This window comes from Allobosea sp. BK604, from assembly GCF_004341515.1.
GTDB lineage: Bacteria > Pseudomonadota > Alphaproteobacteria > Rhizobiales > Beijerinckiaceae > Allobosea.
This window is the reverse complement of the sequence record NZ_SLZF01000008.1, coordinates 73,053-95,164: the sequence shown is the minus strand read 5'-3', so window position 1 is coordinate 95,164 and position 22,112 is coordinate 73,053. Positions and strand designations below refer to the sequence as shown.

The following is a 22,112-nucleotide window of genomic DNA, read 5'->3' as shown; positions in this document are numbered from 1 at the left end:
TGCGCATGTTTTCAAGCCGATGCCTGTTCGCTCTGGCCGCGTTGGCGGCGCTCGTCCCGGCGCTTCCGCCAGCCAGGGCGCAGGCGCAGACATTCGAGATGAATGCCCCGCCCGGCGCGGCGCCCGCACCGCGGCGCGCGCTATCTCAAAATCGCATCCCCGCCTACCAGTTGGAAAAGGAGAAGATGAATGCCTGGACCGTCGGCCTCGCCGGCGGCTTGATCGAGGGGGCGCCTCTTCGTCTCGCAGCGGAGATGGCCCGCGTCGTCGATGACGGGCCGAACCTGCATCTCCTGCCGATCGTCACGCGCGGCGCCACGGAAAACGTCAACTCGCTGCTCTATCTGCGCGGCATCGATACCGCGATCATCAATTCCGACGCGTTGGAGGAATACAAGGTTCAGGTGCCGCAGATCCGGCGTCGCGTTGCCTACATCCTCAATCTCTTCCCGTCGGAATTGCATATCTTCGTTCGGCCCGAGATCGAGAGCCTGCAGGATCTCGCCGGCAAGAAAGTGAACTTCAACACGCAGGGTACGGCGGCCGCCTATTCGGGGCCGATGATCTTCAGCCGTCTCGGCATCAACGCGGAAAAGACCTTCATTCCCCACCAGATCGCGCTGGAACAGATGCGCAAGGGTGAAATGGCGGCCGTCGTCTTCGTCACGTCGAAGCCGGTCGACGCTTTCGTGCGCGGACGCTGGGAACCCGGCTTCAAGTTCCTCCCGGTCAAATACGACAGCAAATTCGAGGATTACTATCTCCCCGCAGTGCTGGAGGCCGGTGAATATCCCGGCCTGATCAAACAGGGCGAGCGGGTATCGACGATCGCGGTGCCGACCGCCCTGGTCGCGTTCAACTGGCCGGCGCAAACCAACCGCTATCAGCGCGTCGCCCGCTTCGTCGACATGCTGTTCGCCAGGGTCGACAAGCTGCAGGCGCCCGGCTTCGACCAGAAATGGAAGTCGATCAACCTCGCCGCGACCGTCCCCGGCCTCGACCGCTTCCCGGCCGCTCAGGAATGGCTGGATCGCCAGGCCCGCGCACAACGAGCGTCGCAATGAAAATGGTCGTCCTGTTCGTCGCATTCGAGGCTGCAAGCCGGATCGCGCTCGCGCAGGGAGCGGGCGCACCGGTGACGCAGCTTCGCCTAGGACAGTTGGATCGACCGGCGCCAATCGGCGACAACTGGATCATCAGCGAGACGACCTCGCCAGTGAACTACACGCCGATCGTCACGGCCACCACCTTGTCCCGTGGTGGTGCCGCTGACTCCGAGATGCAGCTTGCCGTTCACTGCCGCGGCGGCCGCACCGAACTGGTGGTTTCCGGGCCGGCCATATCCGGCGGCGACTACACCATTTCCTATCGCGTCAATGGCGGTCAGCCAGTGCAGTTCTCGGCAGGCCCGCCATCCTTCGGACCCGGCGCCGCCTTCCGCGGCGACGTCGTGAGATTACTGCAGTCGCTCCCTGAGGAGGGCGCCATCGCCGTCCATCTCGCCAGGAGAGGCAGCCCCGCCCATGACGGATCCTTCTCCCTCGGCGGGCTGAAAACGGTGCGGGAGAAGGTCGCAGCCGCCTGCAATTGGCCACCACAGGCCGTCGCCGGACCACGCAACTGATCGTGCTCGAACCGAGATGGGAGATACAGAGATGAGCGGATTCAACACAGTTATCGGAGCTGCCCTCGCGGGTGTCGTAGCCCTGTTCATCGTCGCGCCCACCGCGACGGCTCAGGACAAGAAGCAGGCGGCTGTGCAGGCGTCGAAGCGGCCCGTCGCCGAGAAAAAGCCGCACCACCTCATCCTGCAGGTGAATACGAACGAACCGGGAGCGATGAATCTCGCGCTCAACAATGCGACCAACGTCGCTCAATACTACAAGGATCTCGGCGAGAAGGTGGAGATCGAGATCATTACATTCGGCCCTGGCCTCCACATGCTGCGCGACGACACCTCGCCGGTAAAGGCGCGGATCAAGACAATCGCGGCGACTCCGGGAATTTCCTTCAAGGCCTGCGGCAACACCCAGGAAAACATGAGCAAGGCCGAGAACAAGGACATTACCCTCATTCCCGAGGCCGCCGTGGTGAAGTCCGGCGTTGTGCGGGTGATGGAGCTGCAGGAGCGGGGCTGGACCTACGTCAGGCCATGACCCGCGACCGTTGAATGAGCGATATCTCTTCTCTCGCTGCCGCTTGATCACCTTGATCAAGGGGGAGCCCGGGAAGCATGCCGCATTACGAGGCTCATGACGATCAGTTCAAGCCGAGACTGCCGACAGAAGCCGGTGCACCGCCTGCATCGACTTTCAAAGCGCCGATCTGCAATCTCGGCGCCTCAAGGTCGATCACCCCACACGTAGATGAAGCCCGGCGACGTCGTAGCGTCACCGGGCTTCAAGCTGTTCTGTTCAACGCAGCCGGATCCGTCCTGTCCTGAGCGCGGCCGGGACGTAAGGCCGGTCAGATCACTCCCGCCAGCGTGGCCTCGAAGGCCCCGGCCAGTCTCGGGATGCGCTCGGCAAGGCCCAAATATTCGTCCGAATAGTCGGCTTCGACACCAAAGACGATGCCGATCAGGGCAGCGAGCGTGCCGATTGCCCCGGCGCGCGGGCGCTCCCTGGCGACAGCAGCGGAGATTGCGACCTGCCTTGCCGCGAGGCCCGGCTCGGGCTCGGCCGGGGTCGGGGCAAGCGAGCGCGCCACCAGCCCGAAGCTCCACATCCGCTGCATCTGGATGATGTGGCTGTACCAGGCCACCGTCTTCGTCACGAGGCCACGCTCGACCTGGTTTGCCAGGAGCGCATGATGGATCTCCGCCACGCCCTCCGGCACGCCGACAGCGGCCGAGAAGCCCAGAACGTCCCGCGCCTTGTCGAATTTGACGCTGTAATCGCGCTTGTCCGAACCGCCTGGCGCGAACTGAACCTGGACCGGCGTCGGGATCGCCTCGCGCACCACCTCGCTCAGCTCGACCATCCGGAAATTCGACAGCCCGATATTGAAGACGTCCCCGCCTATGCCCCGGTCGCAGCCCTCGAGCGCGCAGATGAACGCTCTTGCGGCATCCTGGACATGCACCAGCGGCCGCCTTTGCTTGCCGCCGCCGGTCACCACGATCCGGCCGTTCTCGAATGCGCTGAGGGTCATCACATTGACGACGAGATCGAAGCGCATGCGGGGCGACAGGCCGAATACCGTCGCATTGCGCAGGGCTACGGTGGCGAAGCCGGGCCGGTTCATGCCCCGGATCGCCTCCTCGGCGTTTGCCGCAGCCCGGGCATAGGCCGTCAGCGGCCGCAATGCGCAGTCTTCGGAGAGTTCCGCTCGCCCGCCGGCACCATAGACGGAGCAGGAGCCGGAAAAGACATAGCGCTCGACACCGGCGCTCCTGGCGCACCGGGCCAGATCGATCCGCCCCTTCTCGTTGATCTCCCAGGTCAGGGCGGGATCGAGCTCGGCCGATGGGTCGTTCGACAGGGCTGCGAGATCGATGACGCCCCAGCAGCCTTCCAGGTCGCGCGGTGTCACGTCGCGAATATCGATCGTCTTGAGCTCGAGCCCGGGGTGATTGGCGTAGCGGCCAAGCGTGTCCGATCCGAAGTAGAAGCGATCGAGTGCCTTCACGCGATAGCCTGCGTCAAGCAATCGCCCGACCAGGATGGAGCCGATATAGCCAGCAGCGCCAGTAACTGCGATGGTCTTGTTCATAGCGCAGCCACTCCTCTTTCGTCTGTTGCGCTGGAATCAAGGAAGGGCAGGACCTGGTAGCGAAGAACGTTCAGGACGTAGTCCTGCTCTTCCTCCTGCAGAGTCGGGAACAGTGGCAGGGACAGCGTGCCCTCGCCCCACTCGCGTGAAACCGGGAAGCTGCCCTGGCTCACCAAGGCATCGTTGCGATAGAGGCTGAGCTCGGTCACCGCGCGATAGTTGACCGTCGCGCCGATGCCCTGGTCGTTGAGCGTGCGCATGACCCAGTCGCGGCGGCCGTCAGGGACATGGATCGGAAAGAGATGGCGCGCCGAGGCCGACCCGAGCTCCATGACCGGGAAACTGATCGGCGTGTCGGCTAGGGCGTCCTCATAGCGCCTGGACAGCGCCTCGCGGCGCTCCAGCCGATCGTCGACGGTCTCGATCTGCCCTTCGAGGAGGACAGCCAGGATATCGGGAAGGTTCGCCTTCGTTCCGAGCCGCGCGACGTCCCAATGCTGGTAGCGCCCCCCGGAGAAACGCTGCGCTGCGGTGGCGGACATGCCGTGCAGCACGGTTTCGTTCAGGCTGGCGGCCAGTTCGGCATCGTTCGTGATGACCGCGCCGCCCTCGCCGCAAGTGACGTTCTTCGTCGCGTAGAACGAGAAGATCGCGGCATCGCTGCCCGTTCCGGGGCGCCGACCGCCCCGCCTGCCCTCGAAGCAATGGGCGGCGTCCTCGATGATCCTGATGTCGGGGCGCAGGGCGGCGCGCAAGGCAGCGATGTCCACCAACTGGCCATAGAGATGCACCGGGATGACGGCCTTGGTTCGCGGCGTGACGGCCGCCTTGACCAGGGCGATGTCGATCAGGAGCGTCAGCGGATCGACATCGACGAAGACAGGTCTCGCCCCGACCTGCTTCACGACGTTGGCCGTCGCGACGAAGGTCATCGCCGGCACGATCACCTCATCGCCGGGCCCGATGCCCAAGGCGAGCAGGGTCGCCACGGCGCCCTGTGTCCAGCTGCTGGTCAGTTTTGCGTGCGATACACCGAAAAAGGCGCGAAGCTGCTCCTCGACCCTGGCGCAACGCTTCCCGCTCGTCAGAAAGCCACTCTCAATAACGTCGGCGACAAGTGTTGCACTGCCAGCATCTAATGAATGCCGGTAGAACGGAACCTTCATTTCCGTCTCCTGTCGTTTCTGCCCCCTTCGATTTCTTTAAAAATCAAATAATGGAGCTTCACGGTAAAAATGGATTGTATTCAGATCTTTATATAAAAGAGATCTGACAAAAATAACGCTAGCATGTAACTCACCGCCACACTAACGACACTTGAGATTTACTACTAGGCTAACCCCAAGGAATAAGGGGTAATCCATTTTGACGCCGAATAGGCTCAGGCTGCGGCATGCTTTGTGACGGAGGTCGCCGAGCGGCCCCCGTCAGCGAGCGGATGCCCGCAATAGAGATCGCGCAGGCAGGCGGAGATCGTCGTCCAGTCTCCAATCGATAGCGCAACGCCATAGGCGCTCTGCGACAGCACGCGCCATTGCTTCGGTCCGATCGTCTCGGCGGCATGCATTGCCTGAGCGACGGATTGGGCGCTGAGATCCGCAATCGCGAGGCCGGCCCCGGCCGCCTCCACCTCGCCGAGCAACCCGGTTCCCTCGGAGAGGATGAGCGGCAGGCCCATGAGGCCGGCTTCCATCAGTGCGAGCGGCATGTGATCGAAGCGCGACGGGGCGACATAGAAATCCCACTGGCTTGCGGCGCGGAGCTTGTCTTCGCCGAAACGTGGCCCCCCGATCGAGCTGAATTCGGCCACGCCGCCAGCAAGGCACATCTCCGCGAGCTGCTGATGGTTTTGCCCGCTGCCGAACATCGCCAGCCTGCCCTTGCCCCCTTCGCGGCGATAGCGAACGAAGCCCTCGATCAGCAGGTCGAGGCCTTTATGCTCGACCGCCAGGCGCCCGAAGAACCCGAAGGTCGGAAACTCGGCAGACGGGGCGAGACGCGTCGGCGCCGGCGGAACCCCGTCCAGGCGGCTGGAATAGACGGCATTGGGCAGGAGCACGACATTGGCGGCCGGGACGAGCAGGCGCATCACATCGGCTTCGTGCGGTGTCAGCGCGTGGATGAATCGTGCCGACTTCAACGCAAAGCTCTCGACAAGCTTGACGTAGAGGGCGGTCTTGCGCCGCTCCAGCTTGTAGTCGAGGCTGTAGATATGGGCGAAGCGGCTATGCGCGGTGATGCCATAGGGCACGCCGCGCCGGCGCAGCGCGCTGGTGATCGGCAGGAGCAACGGCTGCCTGACCCCATGGATATGATAGACGGTCGAGGGCCCGGCATCGGACAGGACCGCATCCAGGACATCCCGATCGAGCCCGATGGTCTTGCCCAGCATCCGGCGGCCGCGAAGCGGCAGAATCTGCGCCGGAATCCCCGCGGGAACTTCGGGCTCGCGGCCTGGCGCGGCCAGGAAGACGAGGCGCGATTGATCGCCGGAATGAATCTGTTCCAGTGCGAGCTGGCGCGCGACCTGGTGCAGGCCGTTGGCCCCCGACGGATGATCGTCGGCTTCATCGAAGATCAGGTGCCGAATATCGAGTGGCCGCACCGGCAAGCCACGTTCAGAAACCCCACCGTTCAAGCTCATTGCTCAAACCTGCTGCACTGTTCCGGACCCGCGACTCCGCTGCGGGATTCACAAATCCACCCCGCGGCCCGATTGCCGCTCAAGGTCAGCAGGGATTGTCGATGTTCGGGGGGAGCGAAGAAAGTGCGCGGAAGGGGTAGCTAATGTTAGCCGGTATCCTCGCCACTATAGCCCACATCATAGAGCATTTTCGAGCGAAGTGGACGCCGGTTCGCGTGAAGAAAATGCGTTAAAACAAAGGGATAGAGAATTTTTGCGTTTCGAAGAGGCGCGAAAATGCCCTAGCGGCGGACGGCCGAAGCTTGAGCGCTCCAGCCCTTTTGCTTCAGCTCGTCGCGGGCCGATCGAAGGCTGCGGAAAAGGTCTCGGGCTGCGCCACCACGTTGCGCCAGTCGAGCTCTCCTCCGAACAAATCGGCCGCCAGGCTGCAATCGAGGGCGCTATAGCGCGGACGCGGAGCGGCAGAGGGGAAATAGGCCATGTCAACCCGCTCGATCTGCGGCGTTCGCTTTCCTGCCAGCGCCAGCGCATCGAATGCCGCGGCGACCCAATCCGCCCGCGACACTGCGGGCGAGCCCGCCAGGTGGAGGATGCGGGGAACAGCCTCTCGCGCCTTCATGCGTGCGGCCAGGTCCAGCAACCGTCTGGCGAGCGCAAAGATCGGGGTCGGCGAGCCGACCTGATCGCTCGCGACCTTGGCGATAGCGCCTTGGCCGCGCAGGAGGTGGCTGATGAAGTCCTTGCCGTCGCCGAACAGCCACGCGACCCGGGCGACGCAGACCCCCTCCCCGACAGCGAGGACATTCCGCTCGGCCTCGGCTTTCAGGCGACCATAATTGTTGATCGGCGAGACGGGATCGGACTCGCGCCAAGGCCGATCCACCCCGTCACCGAACACGTAATCCGTCGAAATATGGATGAAGGGCACGCCCATCCCGGCGCAGGCTTGCGCCATCTGACCGGGTGCCCGTGCGTTGACGGCCTGCGCCCGATCCGTCGCCGCTTCGGATGCATCCACATTGCTGATGGCCGCCGCATTGATGACGGCATCCGGCCGCAACTGCGCCAGGGCTGCCTTGAAGGCAGGGATGTCCGTCACATCCAGTTCGGCACGCGACAGCGCGTGCACGCCAGGGCCGCCAACGGCCACCAATGCGCGCGCAAGCCGGCCATTCCCCCCGCTGACGAGAACCTGGATGCTCACCTACCCTCCTTGGCCGCCGGCTCGTTTGCTCGGCCGGCCTTATTCTTCAGCGATAAGACATTTCCATGGCGCTTGCGGCGACGCGCAAGGCCATCTGTACCCAAGCAGGTCCCGATTCTCACCGGAAAGATAGCTCGGCGCGTCCAGATGGCAGAGACCTGTCGAAGTTGAGCGAGACGATGCGGGAGTACGTGGCATTAGGCCGAACAGCCTGCTCCCTCGCCGCCTCCCTTCGCGGCACGCCGGCTGAAGTCGAGACATTGCAACTGGCGCATATCTTTGCGGCCCGACTGCGAGGCCGATAATCGTGCGCTTGGAGGGCGGGCCTGATCGAGTATGGTTCGCTTCCGATAGAGCATTTTCGAGCGAAGTGGGCACCGGTTCGCGTGACGAAAATGCGATAAAACAAAAGCTTGGAGAATTTTCGCGTTTCGAGGAAACGCGAAAATGCTCTTGTCGCGATCGAACTGATGTTCAACGACCGGACCGTCTCATGCAGCTCCGCCATCTGCGTTACTTCGTGCGCATCGTCGAGGCGGGCAGTTTTTCGCGCGCCGCAACCCTGATCCATGTCGCGCAGCCCGCGCTCAGTCAGCAGATTGCGGAACTGGAGGAGAAGCTCGGGCTGAGTCTTCTCCAGCGCAGCGCCCGCGGCGTCCGCCCGACTGCGGCCGGCGAGGTTCTCTATCGCGAAGCCTCGTCGATCCTGAGGCAAATGGAGCAGCTTCCCGGCATCGTGCGCTCCAGCAGCGGCGAAGCAGCCGGAACCGTCGGCCTCGGCATGTCGTCGACCCTCGCGGCAAGCCTTGCCGGCCAGATCGTGGATGTCTGCAGGTCGGGCCTGCCGAAGGTCACTCTCAAGCTCGCGGTCGCGGATAGCGAGACGATCCGCGCCCGGGTGGAAGCTCACGCGCTCGATATGGCGCTCGTCTTCGAGGACGAGATGGTGCCGGCCTTCGCCCGCAAGCTGCTGTTCCGGCAGCGGCTTTATGCCATCCGCAATCATGGCGAAGCAGCATCGGACGGCGCGATTTCGCTTGCCGAACTCGCGCGGCTGCCGCTGGTCCTGCCGGGCCAGGCCAATGTCACGCGCCGCCTCCTGGACCGCATCTTCGCCGCCGCGGGGCTGCAGCCCAACGTCGTGATCGAGGCCGATCAATTCTCCAGCGTGCTGTCAGCCGTACGGACCGGCATCGGCGCGACCATCATCCCGATGGGCGCCCTCGGGGATGGTCTCGGGGCTGGTCTTGCCGCGCCGGCCGTGATCGAGCCACCGCTGCATCTGACGGCCTCGATCATCTCATCCAGCGACTACCCGCTGACCCATGCGGGGGAAGCCGTGCGCGACATCCTCGTTCGGCTGATGGCGGAGTACCTGGCGAAGAGCTGTCCACCAGGGGCGACCTGGATCGGTGCCGCCGAGCCATAAGCGGCGCCGATACGCGCATAGCGAAGTAATATTTTTCCTGCCGCCCGGTTTGCGACACATGTCCCGCCGCATCACGCGGGGCATGGCGGCAGGCCAGCTCCTGAACCTGGAAGGAGCTCACCATGCCGAAGCTGCTTTATCGTGTCGTCTCCGCCTGCGGCGCTCTCGGATACGGCTATCCCAAGGAATCGCTCGAGGCGGCTCTCGCCGGGCAGGTCGATGCCATCATCTCCGATGGCGGTTCCATGGATGCCGGCCCCTATTATCTCGGCACCGGCACGGAATATTTCGAAACCGAGGCCGTTAAGGCGGATTTCCGCCACATGGTCGAGGCCGGCCAGCGCCTGGGCTGCCCGGTGATCCTCGGCAGCAGCGGCATGGCCGGCGGGAACCGCAATCTCGATCTCATGGTCGGCATCGCCAAGGAGGTCTTCGCTGAGCTCGGCGTCAAGGACGCCAAGGTCGCGACGATCGGCGCCGAGCTCGATCCGGAGCTGGTGATCAAGGAGTTCCAGGCCGGAAAGCTCCTGCCGACCGGGCGCGGCCCCGATCTCGACGAGGAGGCCCTGCGCGATAGCACGATCGTTGGCCAGATGGGTATCCATCCGCTGATCACCGCGCTGGAGGACGGGGCGCAGTATATCCTCGCCGGGCGCTCCTGCGACATCGCGCTGTTCGCCTCGGACATGATCCGCCGCGGCATCGAACCGGGCCTCGCCTATCATGTCGGCCATGTGCTCGAATGCGGCGCGCTGGCCTGCGATCCCGGCTCGCCGTCGGATTGCCTCGTGGCCGAGATCTACGATGACGGCACCGCACTCTTCGTCGCTCCGAACCCGGCCCGGCGCTGCACCGCCTACTCGATCGCGGCTCACTCGCTCTATGAGGAGAGCCATCCGCAGCTGCAATTCTACCCCGAAGGCATCCTGGCCATGGAGAAGACCGAGTTCTTCTCCCATGACGGCCGCACGGCCGGCATTCGCAATAGTCGCTTCATCCGCTCGGCCAAGCCCTGGCCCTGGAGCATCAAGCTGGAAGGCGCGCGCAAGCTCGGCCGGCGCAAGGTCTCGCTGATCCATATCGACCCCGCGGACCTGGCGAAGATACCGGACGACGTGCTGGTCTATGGCCGCAACGGCGTGCAGACGCGGCACGTGGCGGCAGCAGAGCGCGAGCTCGGCATTATCATCGAAACCAGCGCCAGGAGCCGGGACGCCGCGGTCCTGCTCGCCAGTCTTTTGACGCACTACCTCATCCATTACGGCTATCCCGGCCGCAAGGCGACGGCAGGCAATATCGCCTATCCGCTCTCTCCCAATCTGGTCAGCTTCCAGCGCGAGGACGGCACTTTCGGCGCGATCGTTCCCAGCGGCACGCGCGATCCGGTCTTCTTCGCCAACTACGCGGCGATCAAGGCTGCCGTGATCAAGCTGATCGAGGATGAGTTCCCGGATGCGCTCGCCGATGCCAGCTACAAGATCATCGAAGCCGATGAGTCGAGGCCCGCGATCCTGCTGCGGACGGTCGAGCGCGACGCGCAACGCCTCGAGGCCCTGCATGGCCAGGAGATCGAGCGCATCGGCAAGCTCGCAGCCTTCCAGCCGGGAACCCTCCTGGCCCTCGACGCGCCGGATGCCTATGCCTGGTCGCTCTATCACCTCCTGCAGAACGAGGCGGTGATCAAGGATGTGATGTTCCCGATCACCTATTTCCGCGCCGACGGAGGTGACTGGAGGCAGGAAGCAACGGCGCGCGCACGCTATTTCGACATCGGCGAGACAGGCTATGCCGGCAATCTCGACGATCGCACGCTCTCGCTGATCGCCGATGTACCGCCTTCCGGCGTCGCGATCGGCAGCCATCGGCTGCTCGACATGGCCGTGGTGATCCGCAGCAAGGATGCCGGCATCAACCGCCTGACCTTCGACATCATCTTCACCTCCGGCGAGAATTACGAGGCGGCGCTGCGCTCGAACGTCTTCTGCAAGGAGAACATCGCGGACATTCTCGGCCTGCCGGCGGAGCGGATTGTCGGCACCTTCTTCGTCGACAGCTGCAATGCGATCAAGATCTCGGTCGATCGCCCCAACATCTCCGCCTCGATTGACGAACGGGACGTCTTCGGCGCCCAGCAGCAGGCCACGCTCGAGGGACTGTCCATTCCGATCCACGCCGCGGCGCTGGCCAGGGCCTCGGCCTTCTGACGCCCCCGTCGCAATCAGAGGAACCGACCATGACAAGGACCGTCATCCAGCATGTGCTGTCGCGCCTCCATGATATCGGCGTCAGCGATGTCTTCGGCGTGCCCGGCGACTATTCCTTCGCCGTCTCCGATGCCGTCTGCGCCGATCCGCGGCTCAGCTGGATCGGCTGCGGCAACGAGCTCAATGCAGCCTATGCCGCCGATGGCTATGCCCGCATCAGGGGTGTCGCTGCACTGTCGACCACCTATGGCGTCGGCGAATTGAGCGCGATCAACGGGGTCGCTGGCGCCTATGCAGAGCATCTGCCGGTCTTCCATCTCGTCGGCATGCCGAACATGGCGACGCAATATGCCCGGGCGCCGATGCACCACACCTTCGGCAACGGCGAATACGACCTGTTTCGGCGCATGAGCGAGCCGGTCGTCTGCGCCCATGCGGTGATGACCCCGCAGAACGTCGCCTATGAGACCGAGCGCCTGATCGCCGAGGCGCTTTATCATCGCCGGCCGGTCTACATGGCCTTCCCGGCCGATCTGGCGAACCAGCCGGTCCTGGGCGAGGCCGCGCCGATCCCGGCCCCGCACAGCGATCAGGCCCGGCTCGCCGCGGCGGCAGACGCGATCGTCGCGGCGCTCGCCGGCGCGTCGTCCGCCTGCCTCGTCGGTGGCATCCTGGTGGCGCGCGCCGGCTTGCGCGACGAGCTTCAGGCCGTGGTCGACGCCTCCGGCCTGCCCTTCTCGACCATGATGATGGGCAAGTCCGTGCTCGACGAGCAGCACCGGGCCTATATCGGCATGTACAATGGCGCGTTGATGAACGAGCCGGTCCGCGATTTCGTCGAGAGCAGCGACCGCGTCCTGCTCGTCGGGGCGCCGATGACCGATTTCAACAGCGGCGCCTTCACCGCCAGGCTCGACCCGGCAAAGACGATCACGATCGCTCATCATCACGTCCAGATCGACGGCAGGATCTATCCGGATGTCGAGATGGGCGAGCTTCTGATCCTGCTGGCGAAGCGACTCTTGCCGCGCGACTGGCAGAAGCTCGCGGCCAAACCTCTCGCTGACGCAGGCGGGACAGGCGGGGACGAGATCGGCGCCGCCGCGCTCTATTCGCGCTGGGAGAGGTTCCTGAAGCCCGGTGACATCGTTGTCGTCGAGACCGGCACGGTCTCGATGGGTATGGGTTTCGCCCTGCTGCCGAAGGGAGCGACCTTCCATAACCAGACGCTGTGGGGATCGATCGGCTGGGCGACGCCGGCTGCCTTCGGCGCGGCGATCGCGGCGCGGGACCGCCACGTCGTGCTGATCACCGGCGAGGGCGCGCATCAGCTCACCGTGCAGGAGATCGGCCAGTTCGGCCGGCATGGGCTGAAGCCGAGCATCTTCGTGCTCAACAATGACGGCTATCTGATCGAGCGGCTGCTCTGCAAGGACCCCTCGGCCTCGTATAACGACCTGGCGCGCTGGCGCTATGCCGAGCTGCCGCAGGCCTTCGGCAATGAGGGCTGGCTGACGGCCCGCGTTTCGACCTGCTCCGAGCTCGACGAGGCCATGGCGGCAGCAGGCCGAACCGATAGCGCCGCCTATATCGAGGTCGTGACGGACGCCTATGCCGCCTCGCCGCTTGCCGAGAAACTGCACGAGGCGGTCAAGACGCTCTACAAATCCTAAACCGGCTCAAGGGTCGAGCGCGCCGATCGCCGCCATCGCCAAGGCAAGCGTGAGGGCGCCGCCAATCCGGGTGAGGATCTGCGCCTGCGGCATCAGCCGGAGCCTGCGGCTCGCGTTGAGGATCGCGATCGTGCCCGTGCCGCCCATGGCGGCGCGGGTCAGGGCGAGCACGGCACCATCTGCTGCGGCGAGGCCAAGCGGCCGCGCCAGTGCAGCGCCCGCGAGCACCATCCCGCCGACAGCCGCCGCGACCGGCAGCAGATTGAACGGTGAGAATCCTTCGACGAGTTGGGCCCAGGGCGTGAAGAGCGCTCCGGCGATGAACAGCACCGGATGGATCAGCCACTGCAGGCAACGCCGGTAGAGCACGACGACGTCCTGCCGCGGACCAGCCGTCAGCGGATCGGCAAGTCGCAGCAAGGCTGCCAGCAGCAGGACGATCAATGGGGCCGCCCAGCCCGAGCTGCGCGCGACATGCGAAGAGATGAGATGCAGCACAACCAATCCGGCGCAGGTGAATGCGAGGCGGCCGAGGCTCGTGACAGGCGTCGGCGCCTTTGGCGGGGAAGGCCGCGGCGCGCCGGCGCTCATGCGATCGTGCTGTCGCTCCACGAGGGCGATAGCCCCCGCGAACAGGATCGCCAGAAGGTTGGCCGCTATCAGTGGCGGCAGCATCCGCGCCAGCAAGACGCTTTGCGGGGCGCCCAGCGCATCGGCATATGCGACCGAGAGCGGAATGGCGCCGGCACTGAGACCGCCGGCCATGGCCGGAGCGAGGGTCAGCGCGAGCGTTTCGATGGCCGGGCGATCGAGCAGCATTGCAGCGGCCAGGCCACCGACGAGCGCCGCCGCGGTCCCGCCGGCCAGCAAGGCCATCAGGCGCGCCGTGTCCGTGGGCAGTGCAGCGCGCTCGATGCTCATCACGCTTCCGACGATCAGCACCGTCACGAAGAACCCGACGGCATCGGTTGCTTCGAGCAGCCGACGCAACGCCATGAGGGTGCCATCGGGCAAGAGTCCCGCCGAGGCGAGCCAGGACGGCACGAGCAGCACGAGCACCGTATCGAGCCCGGCATTCCGCAGCCACGGGATGCGGCCGCCGATCTCGGCCAGCATGAATCCGCCCAAAACGGGCAGGAGCAGGCCGCTCACCTGCTCCCCTCCTTCCGGCACGGCGATTGCCACGGCCAGGGCGGTGAGGAGAGCAAGAAAGAGCGGAAGCGGTAGCAGCCCGATGCGCGCCTGCGCCATGCCCCCCGGCATCCTCAACCTCTTCAGTCGACGTACCGCTCTCTCGGCCGTCGACCTCGAAGCCCCGCCATGCATCCGCAGGGCGGTCCAACCCTCAAGCCCAGGAGAAAGTCCATGATGCTCCCCCGAATTGCCGGCCTGGCCATTGCCGCCGGCGTTGCCCTGCCCGCCGCAGCTTCGGCCATGCCGATGCCGGTCCAGGTCCCGGCTTTGAGCGAGATCATCCGGGTCGCCGGCGGCTGCGGCCCCAATGCATGGCGCGGTCCGTGGGGCCATTGCCGTACCACCCCATACTATGGCCGTCTGCCCAATGGCTACTATCAGACCCGCGTCGGCAATGGCTGCCCGCCGGGCTATTGGCGCGGCCCCTGGGGCCATTGCCGCAATACGCCCTATCACGGCAGGTTGCCGGGCGGTGGCTGGAAATAGGACGGCGGGCGCGAAAAGCCCGCAGGCTTCGGCGCCGCGCTCGACCGATGCGTCATTCCGCTTTCGGTCGCCAGGCTCGAGGCGCTGGATAAATGATGGAAGACAGGTAAGTTCTCTCGCCTGGGACCTTCGTTGTTCCGCGCCTCGACGGTTTGCCGCCGCCGACCAGTTCAGCCTTGGAAAGCCTGCAGCACATGTTGCCCGCGAGTGAATTGGCTAACATCCGGCCGCTTTTCATTACCCCCTGCCATAGCGGCTCGGTGACCTGCAGCTACGCCAACAGCGTCATTCAGCTCACCGCTGAAATGGTGCGGCGGAACATGAATTCCGGCTTCGATATCGCATTCGGGGGCAGCCTCGTGACCCGGGCGCGCAACGAGGCGCTTGTCCGGTTCTTCGTCGAAACCAGCTTCACCCATGTCTTCTGGATCGATTCCGATGTCGGCTTCCAAGCCGAATCGGTCTTCCGCCTGCTCCTGGCGGACAGGGACGTCGTTGCCGGAGCCTATCCGCTCAAGGGCTTCCACCCGATCACGCTGGAAACCGCCGCCAGGCTTGCCCCGCAGGATCGCAATGCCGCGCATCTGCGCTTTCCTGTGAATGGCGGGCTCCCCGACGGTACGATGATTCCGCTCGTGGTCGATGAAGAGGGCTTTCTCGAGGTCACCGAGGCGCCAACCGGCTTCATGGCCATCAAGCGCGGCGTACTCGACCGGATGCGGCAGAGCTATCCTGAACTGCGCTACACACCGGATGGGCCGCCAGATCCGGACAGGGCGCGCCATTGCTTCCGCTTCTTTGATTCGATGATCGAGCCGGAAACCAACCGCTTCCTCTCCGAGGACTATGCCTTCTGCCGTCGCTGGCGTGATATTGGCGGCAAGGTCCATGTCGACGTGACCGCGAAACTCAGCCACGTCAGCAACTCCTTCGTTTTCCAGGGCGATTTCGCCGCGACGCTCAAGGTTGCACCCTATAATGCCGTCGGCGGTCCGGCCGCGGAGACGCGCGGGGCTTGAAAGCCAGCTCAGTAAACACGCGGTATCCGTGTGCTCTACTGAAACTTCTCGGACAGGCATTCCCGCACGCTTCGTTACCTCCAGAATAGGGTGATTTGAATACAAGAGGAGGCCCCGACGGTCTGAATTGACATGCCTGACGCAGAGATCGCGGCATTTGTTGAAGTTTTCAAATATTTTCGTACAGATAAACATTTCGGAGCCAAGCCAATAGGTACCTACGTCAAGCCCCCGAAATTCCATACCTGGATGAATGGATTTCGTGTTATCCGCCAGTTGTCGCAAGCAAGAACTTGACGAGAACGATGAACGTGGGCCGCTTTTATGTTGCCGGTTCGCAACTCGGCGGAACAAGAAGAGCCGTTATTAGAATTTTATCTTGACCGGACGGCGCCCGGCCGGATGATGGTCTGAGAGGGCGGGAATTGGCTCAGGCGATGCACAGTATCCTCGGGCAGGCGATCAGGGCGTGTTTGCCCCTGGCTGGTACATTTTTGCTCGCGTCGCCGGTGCTTGCCCAGACTGCCAGCCAGATCACGCCGCCCAGTTTCCGGCCCGATCAGCCGCGCGCCGGCGGCGGGCTGGTCTTTTCCGGGAAGCCCGGACTGGATGCCCCGGCTGGGGCCGAGCGCTTGTGGATCCGGCTTTCGGGCGTGAGCGTCGAGGGCGGTGTCAACGCGCTGGCCCCCGAGCATCAGCGCCTGCAGGCGCGGCTGAGCGGCAAGCGCCTTCTCGCATCCGAGCTGTTCGCGGCCGCCCGCGACCTCGAGGCTGCCTATGCCCGGGCAGGCTATGTCCTCATGCGCGTCGTGCTGCCCGCCCAGAACCTGAGCGATGGCGGCCGGCTCCGCATCGTGATCGTGAGCGGCTTTATCGAGCGGATCGATGCAAATGCGGTTCCAGAGGCCGTTCGCGGCCGCGTCGAGAGCGTTCTCGCGCCGCTGATCGGCCGGCGCGAGCTGCGGCTTGGCGAGATCGAGCGCCAGCTGCTGATCGCCGGAGATACGCCGGGCGTCGCCTTGCGCTCGGCCCTGTCGCCGGGGGCGGAGCTCGGCGCCACAGTCCTCGTCGTCCAGGCCCGCTATCGCGCACTGTCAGGCCTCGTCGGGTTCGACAACACGCTTTCCAGCGAGCTCGGCCGCACGACGGGCACCGTAGGGGCCGACATCAACAGCGTCTTCGGCCTGGGCGAGACCTTCTACATCCGCGCCGCCGGCCATCCCGGCGGCAACGACGGGACCGGGTTCGGCGGGCTGTTCGATCGCTATCCGCGCATGCGGACCCTGTCGGGAGGGACAGTCGTACCGCTGGGGATCGACGGCCTGACCTTGAACCTGGAAGCGGTGCAGAGCTGGACCACGCCCAAGCCTCCGCTGGGCTCGCCCCAAACTGCGAGCGTATTCGAGCGCTATTCCGCCCGCCTGCGCTACCCCTGGATCCGATCGCGCGAATTCACCCTCGGCTCCGAGCTGATCTTCGACGCGGAGGAGGAGCGCGTCGACATTCTGGCGACCGGGCTCAAATTGCCGATCTCGTTCGATCGGCTCCGGGTGCTGCGCGGAGCCACCGACGGAGTGCTGCAGCTTCCCTCGGGCGGCGTCCTCTCGGGGCGCGCGATCCTCTCTGTCGGGCTCGATGCATTCGGGGCGCGGAGCGCGGCGGATGCATCGCCGCTTCTTCCCCTCTCCCGCTTCGGAGCCGACGCCGATTTCCGCAAGCTGGAAGGCATTCTCACATTCTCGCAGCCTCTGGCGGAGCATGTCGGAATTGCCCTGTTCGCCCGCGGCCAGACCTCGTTCAACACGGCGCTGCCGCGCGCCGAGCAACTCGGCATCGCCTCCTTCCAGGAGCTTTCGACCTTCGATGCCGGCACATTGGGCGGGGATAGCGGCTGGATCGTGCGGGGCGAGGTCAACTCGCCCTGGCAGGCCTCGCTCGCCGGGTTTCCGGTCTTCGCCACCCCATACGCCTTCGCGGCGACCGGAGCGCTTTACCTGGTGCATCCCACCGCATTCGAGCAGGGGACGGTGCATGTCTCGTCGATCGGCCTCGGGCTGAGATTGGCGGCAACATTGGACCCCGCCTTTTCACAGGCATCGCTGACCTTCGAGTTCGGGCGAAGATACCGTGATGATCTGCAGCCGGACGCCAACCGCTTCACCGTGGTGGGCTCCATTCGTTTTTGATCGTGAAGCTGGCAATCGCCTCTCGGATTCGAGGAGGGATCGGATGAGACCTCGCAAGACCACCTTGTGCTTCACGCTCCTCGCAAGCACTTGCCTGGTGTCGCCGCGCCCGCTCCTGGCCACGGAACTGCCCACCGGCCCATCGGTCGTCCACGGCTCGGTCGGCATCGCCAGCCCGAGCGCGAACGCGATGACCATCCAGCAGGGGTCTCCCTCCGCGATCGTGAACTGGCAGGGCTTCTCGGTCGGTGCCGGCGCGCAAGTGAATATCCAGCAGCCCTCGGCCTCATCAGCGCTGCTCAACCGCGTCACGGGTTCGACCACCTCGACGATCGCAGGCCAGATCAACGCGAATGGCCAGGTCTATCTCGTCAATCCCAATGGCATCGTCATCACCCCGTCGGGCGCCGTGAGGGCTGGCGGTGGCTTCGTGGCCTCGACACTCGGCATCAGCGACGACGATTTCAAATCGGGGCGCCGGACATTCTCCGGAAACGGCGCCTCCGCCGCCGTGGTCAACCAGGGCCTGATCGAGGTCGGCCGTGGCGGATATGCCGCCCTCCTGGGTGGCTCGGTCGACAATTCCGGAACGATCAGCGTGCCGCTCGGAAAGGTCGGGCTCGGCGCCGGTGAACAGGCGACCCTCGACATCTCCGGCGATGGCTTCCTTCAGGTCGCGGTGCCCTCCGGCTCGAGTGGCGAGAAGGCGCTCATCCAGCACAGCGGCCGCATTCGGGCGCGCGGCGGCCGGGTCGAGATGCAGGCGGCGACGGCGCGCGAGGTCGCCCGGCAGGCGATCAATCTCTCGGGCGTGGTCGAGGCGCGCACAGTGGGCGGGCGCTCCGGCGCCATCATTCTCGGCGGCGGGGCCGGCGGAACCGTCAATGTCTCCGGCCGGCTCGAGGCAACCGCCCGGCCGGGCCGCAGGCAGCAGAGCGCGCGGCCTCGCCCGTCCGGCGGGACCGGCGGAGAGATCACCATCACCGGCGATCAGATCCGGCTTGCCGGCGCGACGATCGACGCGAGCGGGCGCAAGGGCGGAGGGATCATCAGGATCGGCGGCGACCTGCAGGGCACGGGGTCGCTGCCCCATGCGCGCACGGCGATGGTGGATGGCGCGACACAGATCAGCGCCGATGCGACCGAGTCCGGTAATGGCGGCAGGATCATCGTCTGGTCGGACGAGTTCACCGGTTTTGACGGCAGGATCCGGGCGCAGGGCGGCCCCAATGGCGGCGATGGCGGCTTTGCTGAAGTCTCGAGCAAGGGCGTGCTCGCCTATCGCGGGCAGACGATTCTCACCGCCGCTCGCGGCCAGATCGGGACGCTTCTGCTCGATCCTTTCGACATCTTCATCGAGACCGGAACGACCACAGCCGGATGGGGGTTCACCGGCGCACCGCCCAATCTCACCTTTACGCCGCCCTTGTCGCCGCCGCCCCCGTCGGTCTCGATCCTCAACGTCGTGGACCTGCAAAACGCACTGGCGACCGCCAATGTCATCGTGAGCACCGGCGGAACCGGCAGCCCCGGCGCCGGGGCCGGCAACATCACGGTCAGCGCTCCGATCACCTGGTCCCAGTCGACGACCCTCACGCTCAATGCCCTGAACACCATCACCATCGGGCAGGCCGTTTCCGCTCCCCAGGGCGGGCTGACCCTGATCTCGCAGTTGACCGCGGGCGGCATCACGCTGGCGGCCCCGATCGACGTGGGCACGTTGACGATCAATGCCAGCGGAACGATCACCCCGACCGCAGCGGTCAATGTCGGCACCTTCATTCTCACTGCCGGCACCTGGAACCAGGTGGCCGACCCGCTGCCGGCCTTCTCCGCGACGGATTTCCGCCTGGATGGCGGCAGCTTTCGCCGGGCGCTCAGTGCAGGCACCAATTCCTACGTGATCGCCGACATCTACGGTCTCCAGGGCATCAACTCCTTCGCCACTCTCGGATTCGATTATCAGCTGGCTAACGACATTGACGCCAGCGGGACGCGTCTATGGAATGGCGGCACCGGCTTCGTCCCGATCGGCCGCTATTTCTCGTCCAGCACGCTTCCCTATTCCGGAACCTTCGACGGCCAGCATCACACGATCAGCAATCTCTACATCAACCGTCCGGGCGACACGGGCACAGGGCTCTTCTACGAGATCTCGGGATCGGTCCAGAATCTCGCGCTCTCCAATGTCAGCATCCTCGGAGGCACGCGCGTCGGGGCGCTCACCGGCCGCAATCTCGGGGCCGTCAGCCAGGTGATCGCGTCCGGAACGGTGGTCGGCGACCAATTGGTCGGCGGACTGGTCGGCCAGAACGGTTCGGCGGATCCGTTCATTCCTGGCGGCATCGCCCAGTCGCGGTCCGATGTTTCCGTCCAGGCCGGCGCTGGTGCCGTGGGCGTCGGCGGTCTCGTGGGCCAGAATTCCGGAGTGATCATCCTGTCCTATGCGACGGGCGCGGTGACGTCCGGCGCTGCGAGTACAAGTGTCGGTGGCCTGATCGGCTCGAATCTGCTCGGCTCGGTAGACCAGTCCTACGCAACCGTCCCGGTGAACGGCGGCGCCGGCAGCACCAGCGTCGGCGGTCTCATCGGCTCCAACACCGGCGCGGTCACGGCATCGTTCTGGGACATCGCGACCAGCGGGCAGGCACAGGGGATCGGCACCGATTCCGCTGCGGCAGCGCCCACCGGCCTGACCACCGCGCAATTCCAGGATCCAGGAATTTTCGTGCCCCTGGCCCGCGCGCAGGGCTGGGATTTCGAGACGAACTGGGCTCCGCCTAGCGCCGGCTTCTATCCGGAACTCTATGCCATCTCTCCCGTCATTCGCGTCGTGACCGACAACGCGACGCGTCTCTACGGCGATGCCAACCCGGCCTTTCCGGTTCTCGGCAGCTTTGGCGGCCCGGGTACCTTCGGCTTCGGGCCAGCAGGCGACACGGTCGATCTCTCCGGCGCACTCGCCTCGCCCGCCGGCGCGACAAGCCCGGTCGGCCTCTACCCGATCGTCGGGGTGAACCAGACCAGCGCGCAGGGCGTCGGCTATCGTGTCGTGGCGACCTTGGCGGATGCGGCGCTGACTCCTGCGCTCACGGTCGCGCCCGCACCGCTGAGCCTCACAGCAAACAACCAGACGGCGACCTATGGCACGCCTTTCCCGTTCACAGGCACCGAATTCACCGCGACCGGGCTGCGCAACGGCGAGACGGTCGGAGCGGCCACGCTCCTGAGCGCGGGCGCCTCCGCCCTTGCCAATGTCGGCCTCTATCCGATCCTGATCGGCAACGCCGCGGGCGGCACCTTCAATCCGGCCAATTACAGCATCTCCTATGCTGCGGGCACGCTGGCCGTGACGCCGGCATCGCTGATCATCGCGGCAAACAACCAGCTCAAGGCTTTCGGCCAGCCCTTCTCGTTCGGAGGGTTCGAGTTCACTGCGACCGGACTGCAGAACGGCGAGACGGTCGGAGCCGCGACGCTGTCGAGCGATGGCGCGGCCGCCCTCGCCGGTCTCGGCTTCTATCCGATCCTGATCGGTGGCGCAGCGGGCGGAACCTTCAACCCCGCCAATTACACGATCAGCTACGTGCCGGGCACGATGATCGTCGCGGTCGGCGGGCTGGCCGGGCTCGCCCTCGCCGAGAATACGGCGGCCGGCGTGCCCAGCCGCCAATTGCCGGTGACGACGGTCGACCTGCCGAATCCACCCGATGTCATGGACCTGACGGGCCTCAGCGGCGGCGGCGGTTCGGTCGGAGGCGGTGGACCCACCCTCGGAACCGGGCGCCCGGGCGAGCTGGATGCGGCGCGCGACACGCTCGCCGCGATCGAGCGCTCGTCGAACGACCTCGAGTCGAAGGTCGCGAGCTGCGAGGGCCAGTTCGGGCGCCGCGACAAGGAGGTTCGGGAGTATACGTCCTGCGTCAGCGATGCCCTCGAGCAATTCGCTACCGCGCTCGATTCGAGGGCGCTGACCTTGCCCGGACCGATGCGGGGGATACCGGCCGTGATCAGGCAGGCGGCGCGCCAGGTCCGCGCCGCGCGAACCGTCCAGGAGGCGCGCGTCGCCGTCCGGGCCGCGCTCACCGAGGTCCGCAAGGCGATTGCCCTGATCAGGGCGGACGACCCCGCGATCGGTCAGCTCCAGCTCCGGCAAGGCAATCGGATCGCGACCGCGCTCGGGTCGGTCGAGACCCGCCTGTCGCGTGCCACGGGGCTGTGAGATCCGGGGCCGGCGCAGGGCTGTCGCGCCCGACGCACCTGTCCGGGCGCGGTGTCCGGCAAGCCTTGCGTCCATGGAGAGCTCATCCGAAAATCGCCGGATTACGTTGCGATAACCTGAGGGCGCCGGACAGGAAG

At 65.4% G+C, this 22,112-nt stretch carries 15 protein-coding genes; 10 read left to right on the top strand and 5 right to left on the bottom strand.

Annotated features, from left to right (window positions below):
- The first annotated feature begins 5 nt into the window (after positions 1-5).
- From EV560_RS23655 to EV560_RS23645, 3 genes are read left to right on the top strand one after another with little or no spacing between them, the layout of a single operon-like run.
- Positions 6-1,064 carry a TAXI family TRAP transporter solute-binding subunit gene (locus EV560_RS23655; protein WP_131858290.1) on the top strand — a complete coding sequence of 353 codons (1,059 nt, stop codon included), beginning with the start codon at positions 6-8 and terminating at the stop codon, positions 1,062-1,064.
- Positions 1,061-1,624 carry a hypothetical protein gene (locus tag EV560_RS23650; protein ID WP_165923593.1) on the top strand — a complete coding sequence of 188 codons (564 nt, stop codon included), beginning with the start codon at positions 1,061-1,063 and terminating at the stop codon, positions 1,622-1,624. Before EV560_RS23655 ends, EV560_RS23650 begins: the two co-directional genes overlap by 4 nt.
- Positions 1,625-1,655: 31 nt before the next feature.
- Entirely contained in the window at positions 1,656-2,156 is a 501-nt protein-coding gene (locus tag EV560_RS23645; RefSeq protein ID WP_165923592.1) for a DsrE family protein, read from the top strand.
- Between the two features lie 310 nt (positions 2,157-2,466).
- On the opposite strand, the gene EV560_RS23640 is transcribed toward EV560_RS23645, so the two are convergent.
- From EV560_RS23640 to EV560_RS23625, 4 genes are all read right to left on the bottom strand, one after another.
- On the bottom strand, positions 2,467-3,714 hold the full coding sequence (locus tag EV560_RS23640; protein WP_131858287.1) for an NAD-dependent epimerase/dehydratase family protein: 1,248 nt from the start codon (positions 3,712-3,714) through the stop codon (positions 2,467-2,469).
- Positions 3,711-4,880 (bottom strand): DegT/DnrJ/EryC1/StrS family aminotransferase, encoded by a 1,170-nt coding sequence (locus EV560_RS23635; protein ID WP_131858286.1) that lies wholly within the window; start codon positions 4,878-4,880, stop codon positions 3,711-3,713. Before EV560_RS23635 ends, EV560_RS23640 begins: the two co-directional genes overlap by 4 nt.
- Before the next feature lie 215 nt (positions 4,881-5,095).
- Positions 5,096-6,358 carry a glycosyltransferase gene (locus EV560_RS23630; RefSeq protein ID WP_131858285.1) on the bottom strand — a complete coding sequence of 421 codons (1,263 nt, stop codon included), beginning with the start codon at positions 6,356-6,358 and terminating at the stop codon, positions 5,096-5,098.
- Between the two features lie 325 nt (positions 6,359-6,683).
- Positions 6,684-7,562, bottom strand: a complete 879-nt coding sequence (locus EV560_RS23625) for an SDR family oxidoreductase (protein WP_131858284.1) — start codon at positions 7,560-7,562, stop codon at positions 6,684-6,686.
- A 370-nt stretch (positions 7,563-7,932) separates the two neighbouring features.
- Here EV560_RS23625 and EV560_RS23620 point away from each other — a divergent pair, with 370 nt between their 5' ends.
- From EV560_RS23620 to EV560_RS23610, 3 genes are all read left to right on the top strand, one after another.
- Positions 7,933-8,991 carry a LysR substrate-binding domain-containing protein gene (locus tag EV560_RS23620; protein ID WP_248312170.1) on the top strand — a complete coding sequence of 353 codons (1,059 nt, stop codon included), beginning with the start codon at positions 7,933-7,935 and terminating at the stop codon, positions 8,989-8,991.
- Positions 8,992-9,113: 122 nt separating this feature from the next.
- Complete coding sequence (locus tag EV560_RS23615) at positions 9,114-11,195, top strand: DUF4387 family protein (protein WP_131858283.1); 2,082 nt, start codon at positions 9,114-9,116, stop codon at positions 11,193-11,195.
- 29 nt (positions 11,196-11,224) lie between these two features.
- Positions 11,225-12,868, top strand: coding sequence for an alpha-keto acid decarboxylase family protein (locus tag EV560_RS23610; RefSeq protein ID WP_131858282.1), 1,644 nt, complete (start codon positions 11,225-11,227; stop codon positions 12,866-12,868).
- 6 nt (positions 12,869-12,874) lie between these two features.
- On the opposite strand, the gene EV560_RS23605 is transcribed toward EV560_RS23610, so the two are convergent.
- The gene (locus EV560_RS23605) at positions 12,875-14,119 is read right to left on the bottom strand and encodes a 2-hydroxycarboxylate transporter family protein (RefSeq protein ID WP_165923591.1); all 1,245 of its coding nucleotides are present in this window, start codon (positions 14,117-14,119) and stop codon (positions 12,875-12,877) included.
- A 114-nt stretch (positions 14,120-14,233) separates the two neighbouring features.
- On the opposite strand from EV560_RS23605, the gene EV560_RS23600 reads away from it, so the two are divergent.
- The 4 genes from EV560_RS23600 to EV560_RS23585 all read left to right on the top strand — a co-directional run bounded on the left by EV560_RS23600 (position 14,234) and on the right by EV560_RS23585 (position 21,975).
- The gene (locus EV560_RS23600) at positions 14,234-14,548 is read left to right on the top strand and encodes a GCG_CRPN prefix-to-repeats domain-containing protein (protein WP_207908100.1); all 315 of its coding nucleotides are present in this window, start codon (positions 14,234-14,236) and stop codon (positions 14,546-14,548) included.
- A 320-nt stretch (positions 14,549-14,868) separates the two neighbouring features.
- A complete protein-coding gene (locus EV560_RS23595; RefSeq protein WP_207908099.1) occupies positions 14,869-15,567 on the top strand; it encodes a hypothetical protein in 699 nt (232 codons plus the stop codon).
- Positions 15,568-16,004: 437 nt separating this feature from the next.
- A complete protein-coding gene (locus tag EV560_RS23590) occupies positions 16,005-17,753 on the top strand; it encodes a ShlB/FhaC/HecB family hemolysin secretion/activation protein (RefSeq protein ID WP_131858279.1) in 1,749 nt (582 codons plus the stop codon).
- A 43-nt stretch (positions 17,754-17,796) separates the two neighbouring features.
- A complete protein-coding gene (locus EV560_RS23585) occupies positions 17,797-21,975 on the top strand; it encodes a two-partner secretion domain-containing protein (protein WP_165923590.1) in 4,179 nt (1,392 codons plus the stop codon).
- The last annotated feature ends 137 nt before the right edge of the window (positions 21,976-22,112 follow it).

Bases quoted from the DNA above. Each gene is read 5' to 3' on its own strand.
- EV560_RS23610 (WP_131858282.1), top strand. From the start codon at position 11,225: ATGACAAGGACCGTCATCCAGCATGTGCTGTCGCGCCTCCATGATATC.
- EV560_RS23595 (WP_207908099.1), top strand. From the start codon at position 14,869: ATGAATTCCGGCTTCGATATCGCATTCGGGGGCAGCCTCGTGACCCGG.
- EV560_RS23605 (WP_165923591.1), bottom strand. From the start codon at position 14,119: ATGGCGCAGGCGCGCATCGGGCTGCTACCGCTTCCGCTCTTTCTTGCT.
- EV560_RS23585 (WP_165923590.1), top strand. From the start codon at position 17,797: ATGAGACCTCGCAAGACCACCTTGTGCTTCACGCTCCTCGCAAGCACT.
- EV560_RS23600 (WP_207908100.1), top strand. From the start codon at position 14,234: ATGATGCTCCCCCGAATTGCCGGCCTGGCCATTGCCGCCGGCGTTGCC.
- EV560_RS23630 (WP_131858285.1), bottom strand. From the start codon at position 6,358: ATGAGCTTGAACGGTGGGGTTTCTGAACGTGGCTTGCCGGTGCGGCCA.
- EV560_RS23615 (WP_131858283.1), top strand. From the start codon at position 9,114: ATGCCGAAGCTGCTTTATCGTGTCGTCTCCGCCTGCGGCGCTCTCGGA.
- EV560_RS23635 (WP_131858286.1), bottom strand. From the start codon at position 4,880: ATGAAGGTTCCGTTCTACCGGCATTCATTAGATGCTGGCAGTGCAACA.
- EV560_RS23590 (WP_131858279.1), top strand. From the start codon at position 16,005: ATGCACAGTATCCTCGGGCAGGCGATCAGGGCGTGTTTGCCCCTGGCT.
- EV560_RS23640 (WP_131858287.1), bottom strand. From the start codon at position 3,714: ATGAACAAGACCATCGCAGTTACTGGCGCTGCTGGCTATATCGGCTCC.
- EV560_RS23650 (WP_165923593.1), top strand. From the start codon at position 1,061: ATGAAAATGGTCGTCCTGTTCGTCGCATTCGAGGCTGCAAGCCGGATC.
- EV560_RS23655 (WP_131858290.1), top strand. From the start codon at position 6: ATGTTTTCAAGCCGATGCCTGTTCGCTCTGGCCGCGTTGGCGGCGCTC.
- EV560_RS23645 (WP_165923592.1), top strand. From the start codon at position 1,656: ATGAGCGGATTCAACACAGTTATCGGAGCTGCCCTCGCGGGTGTCGTA.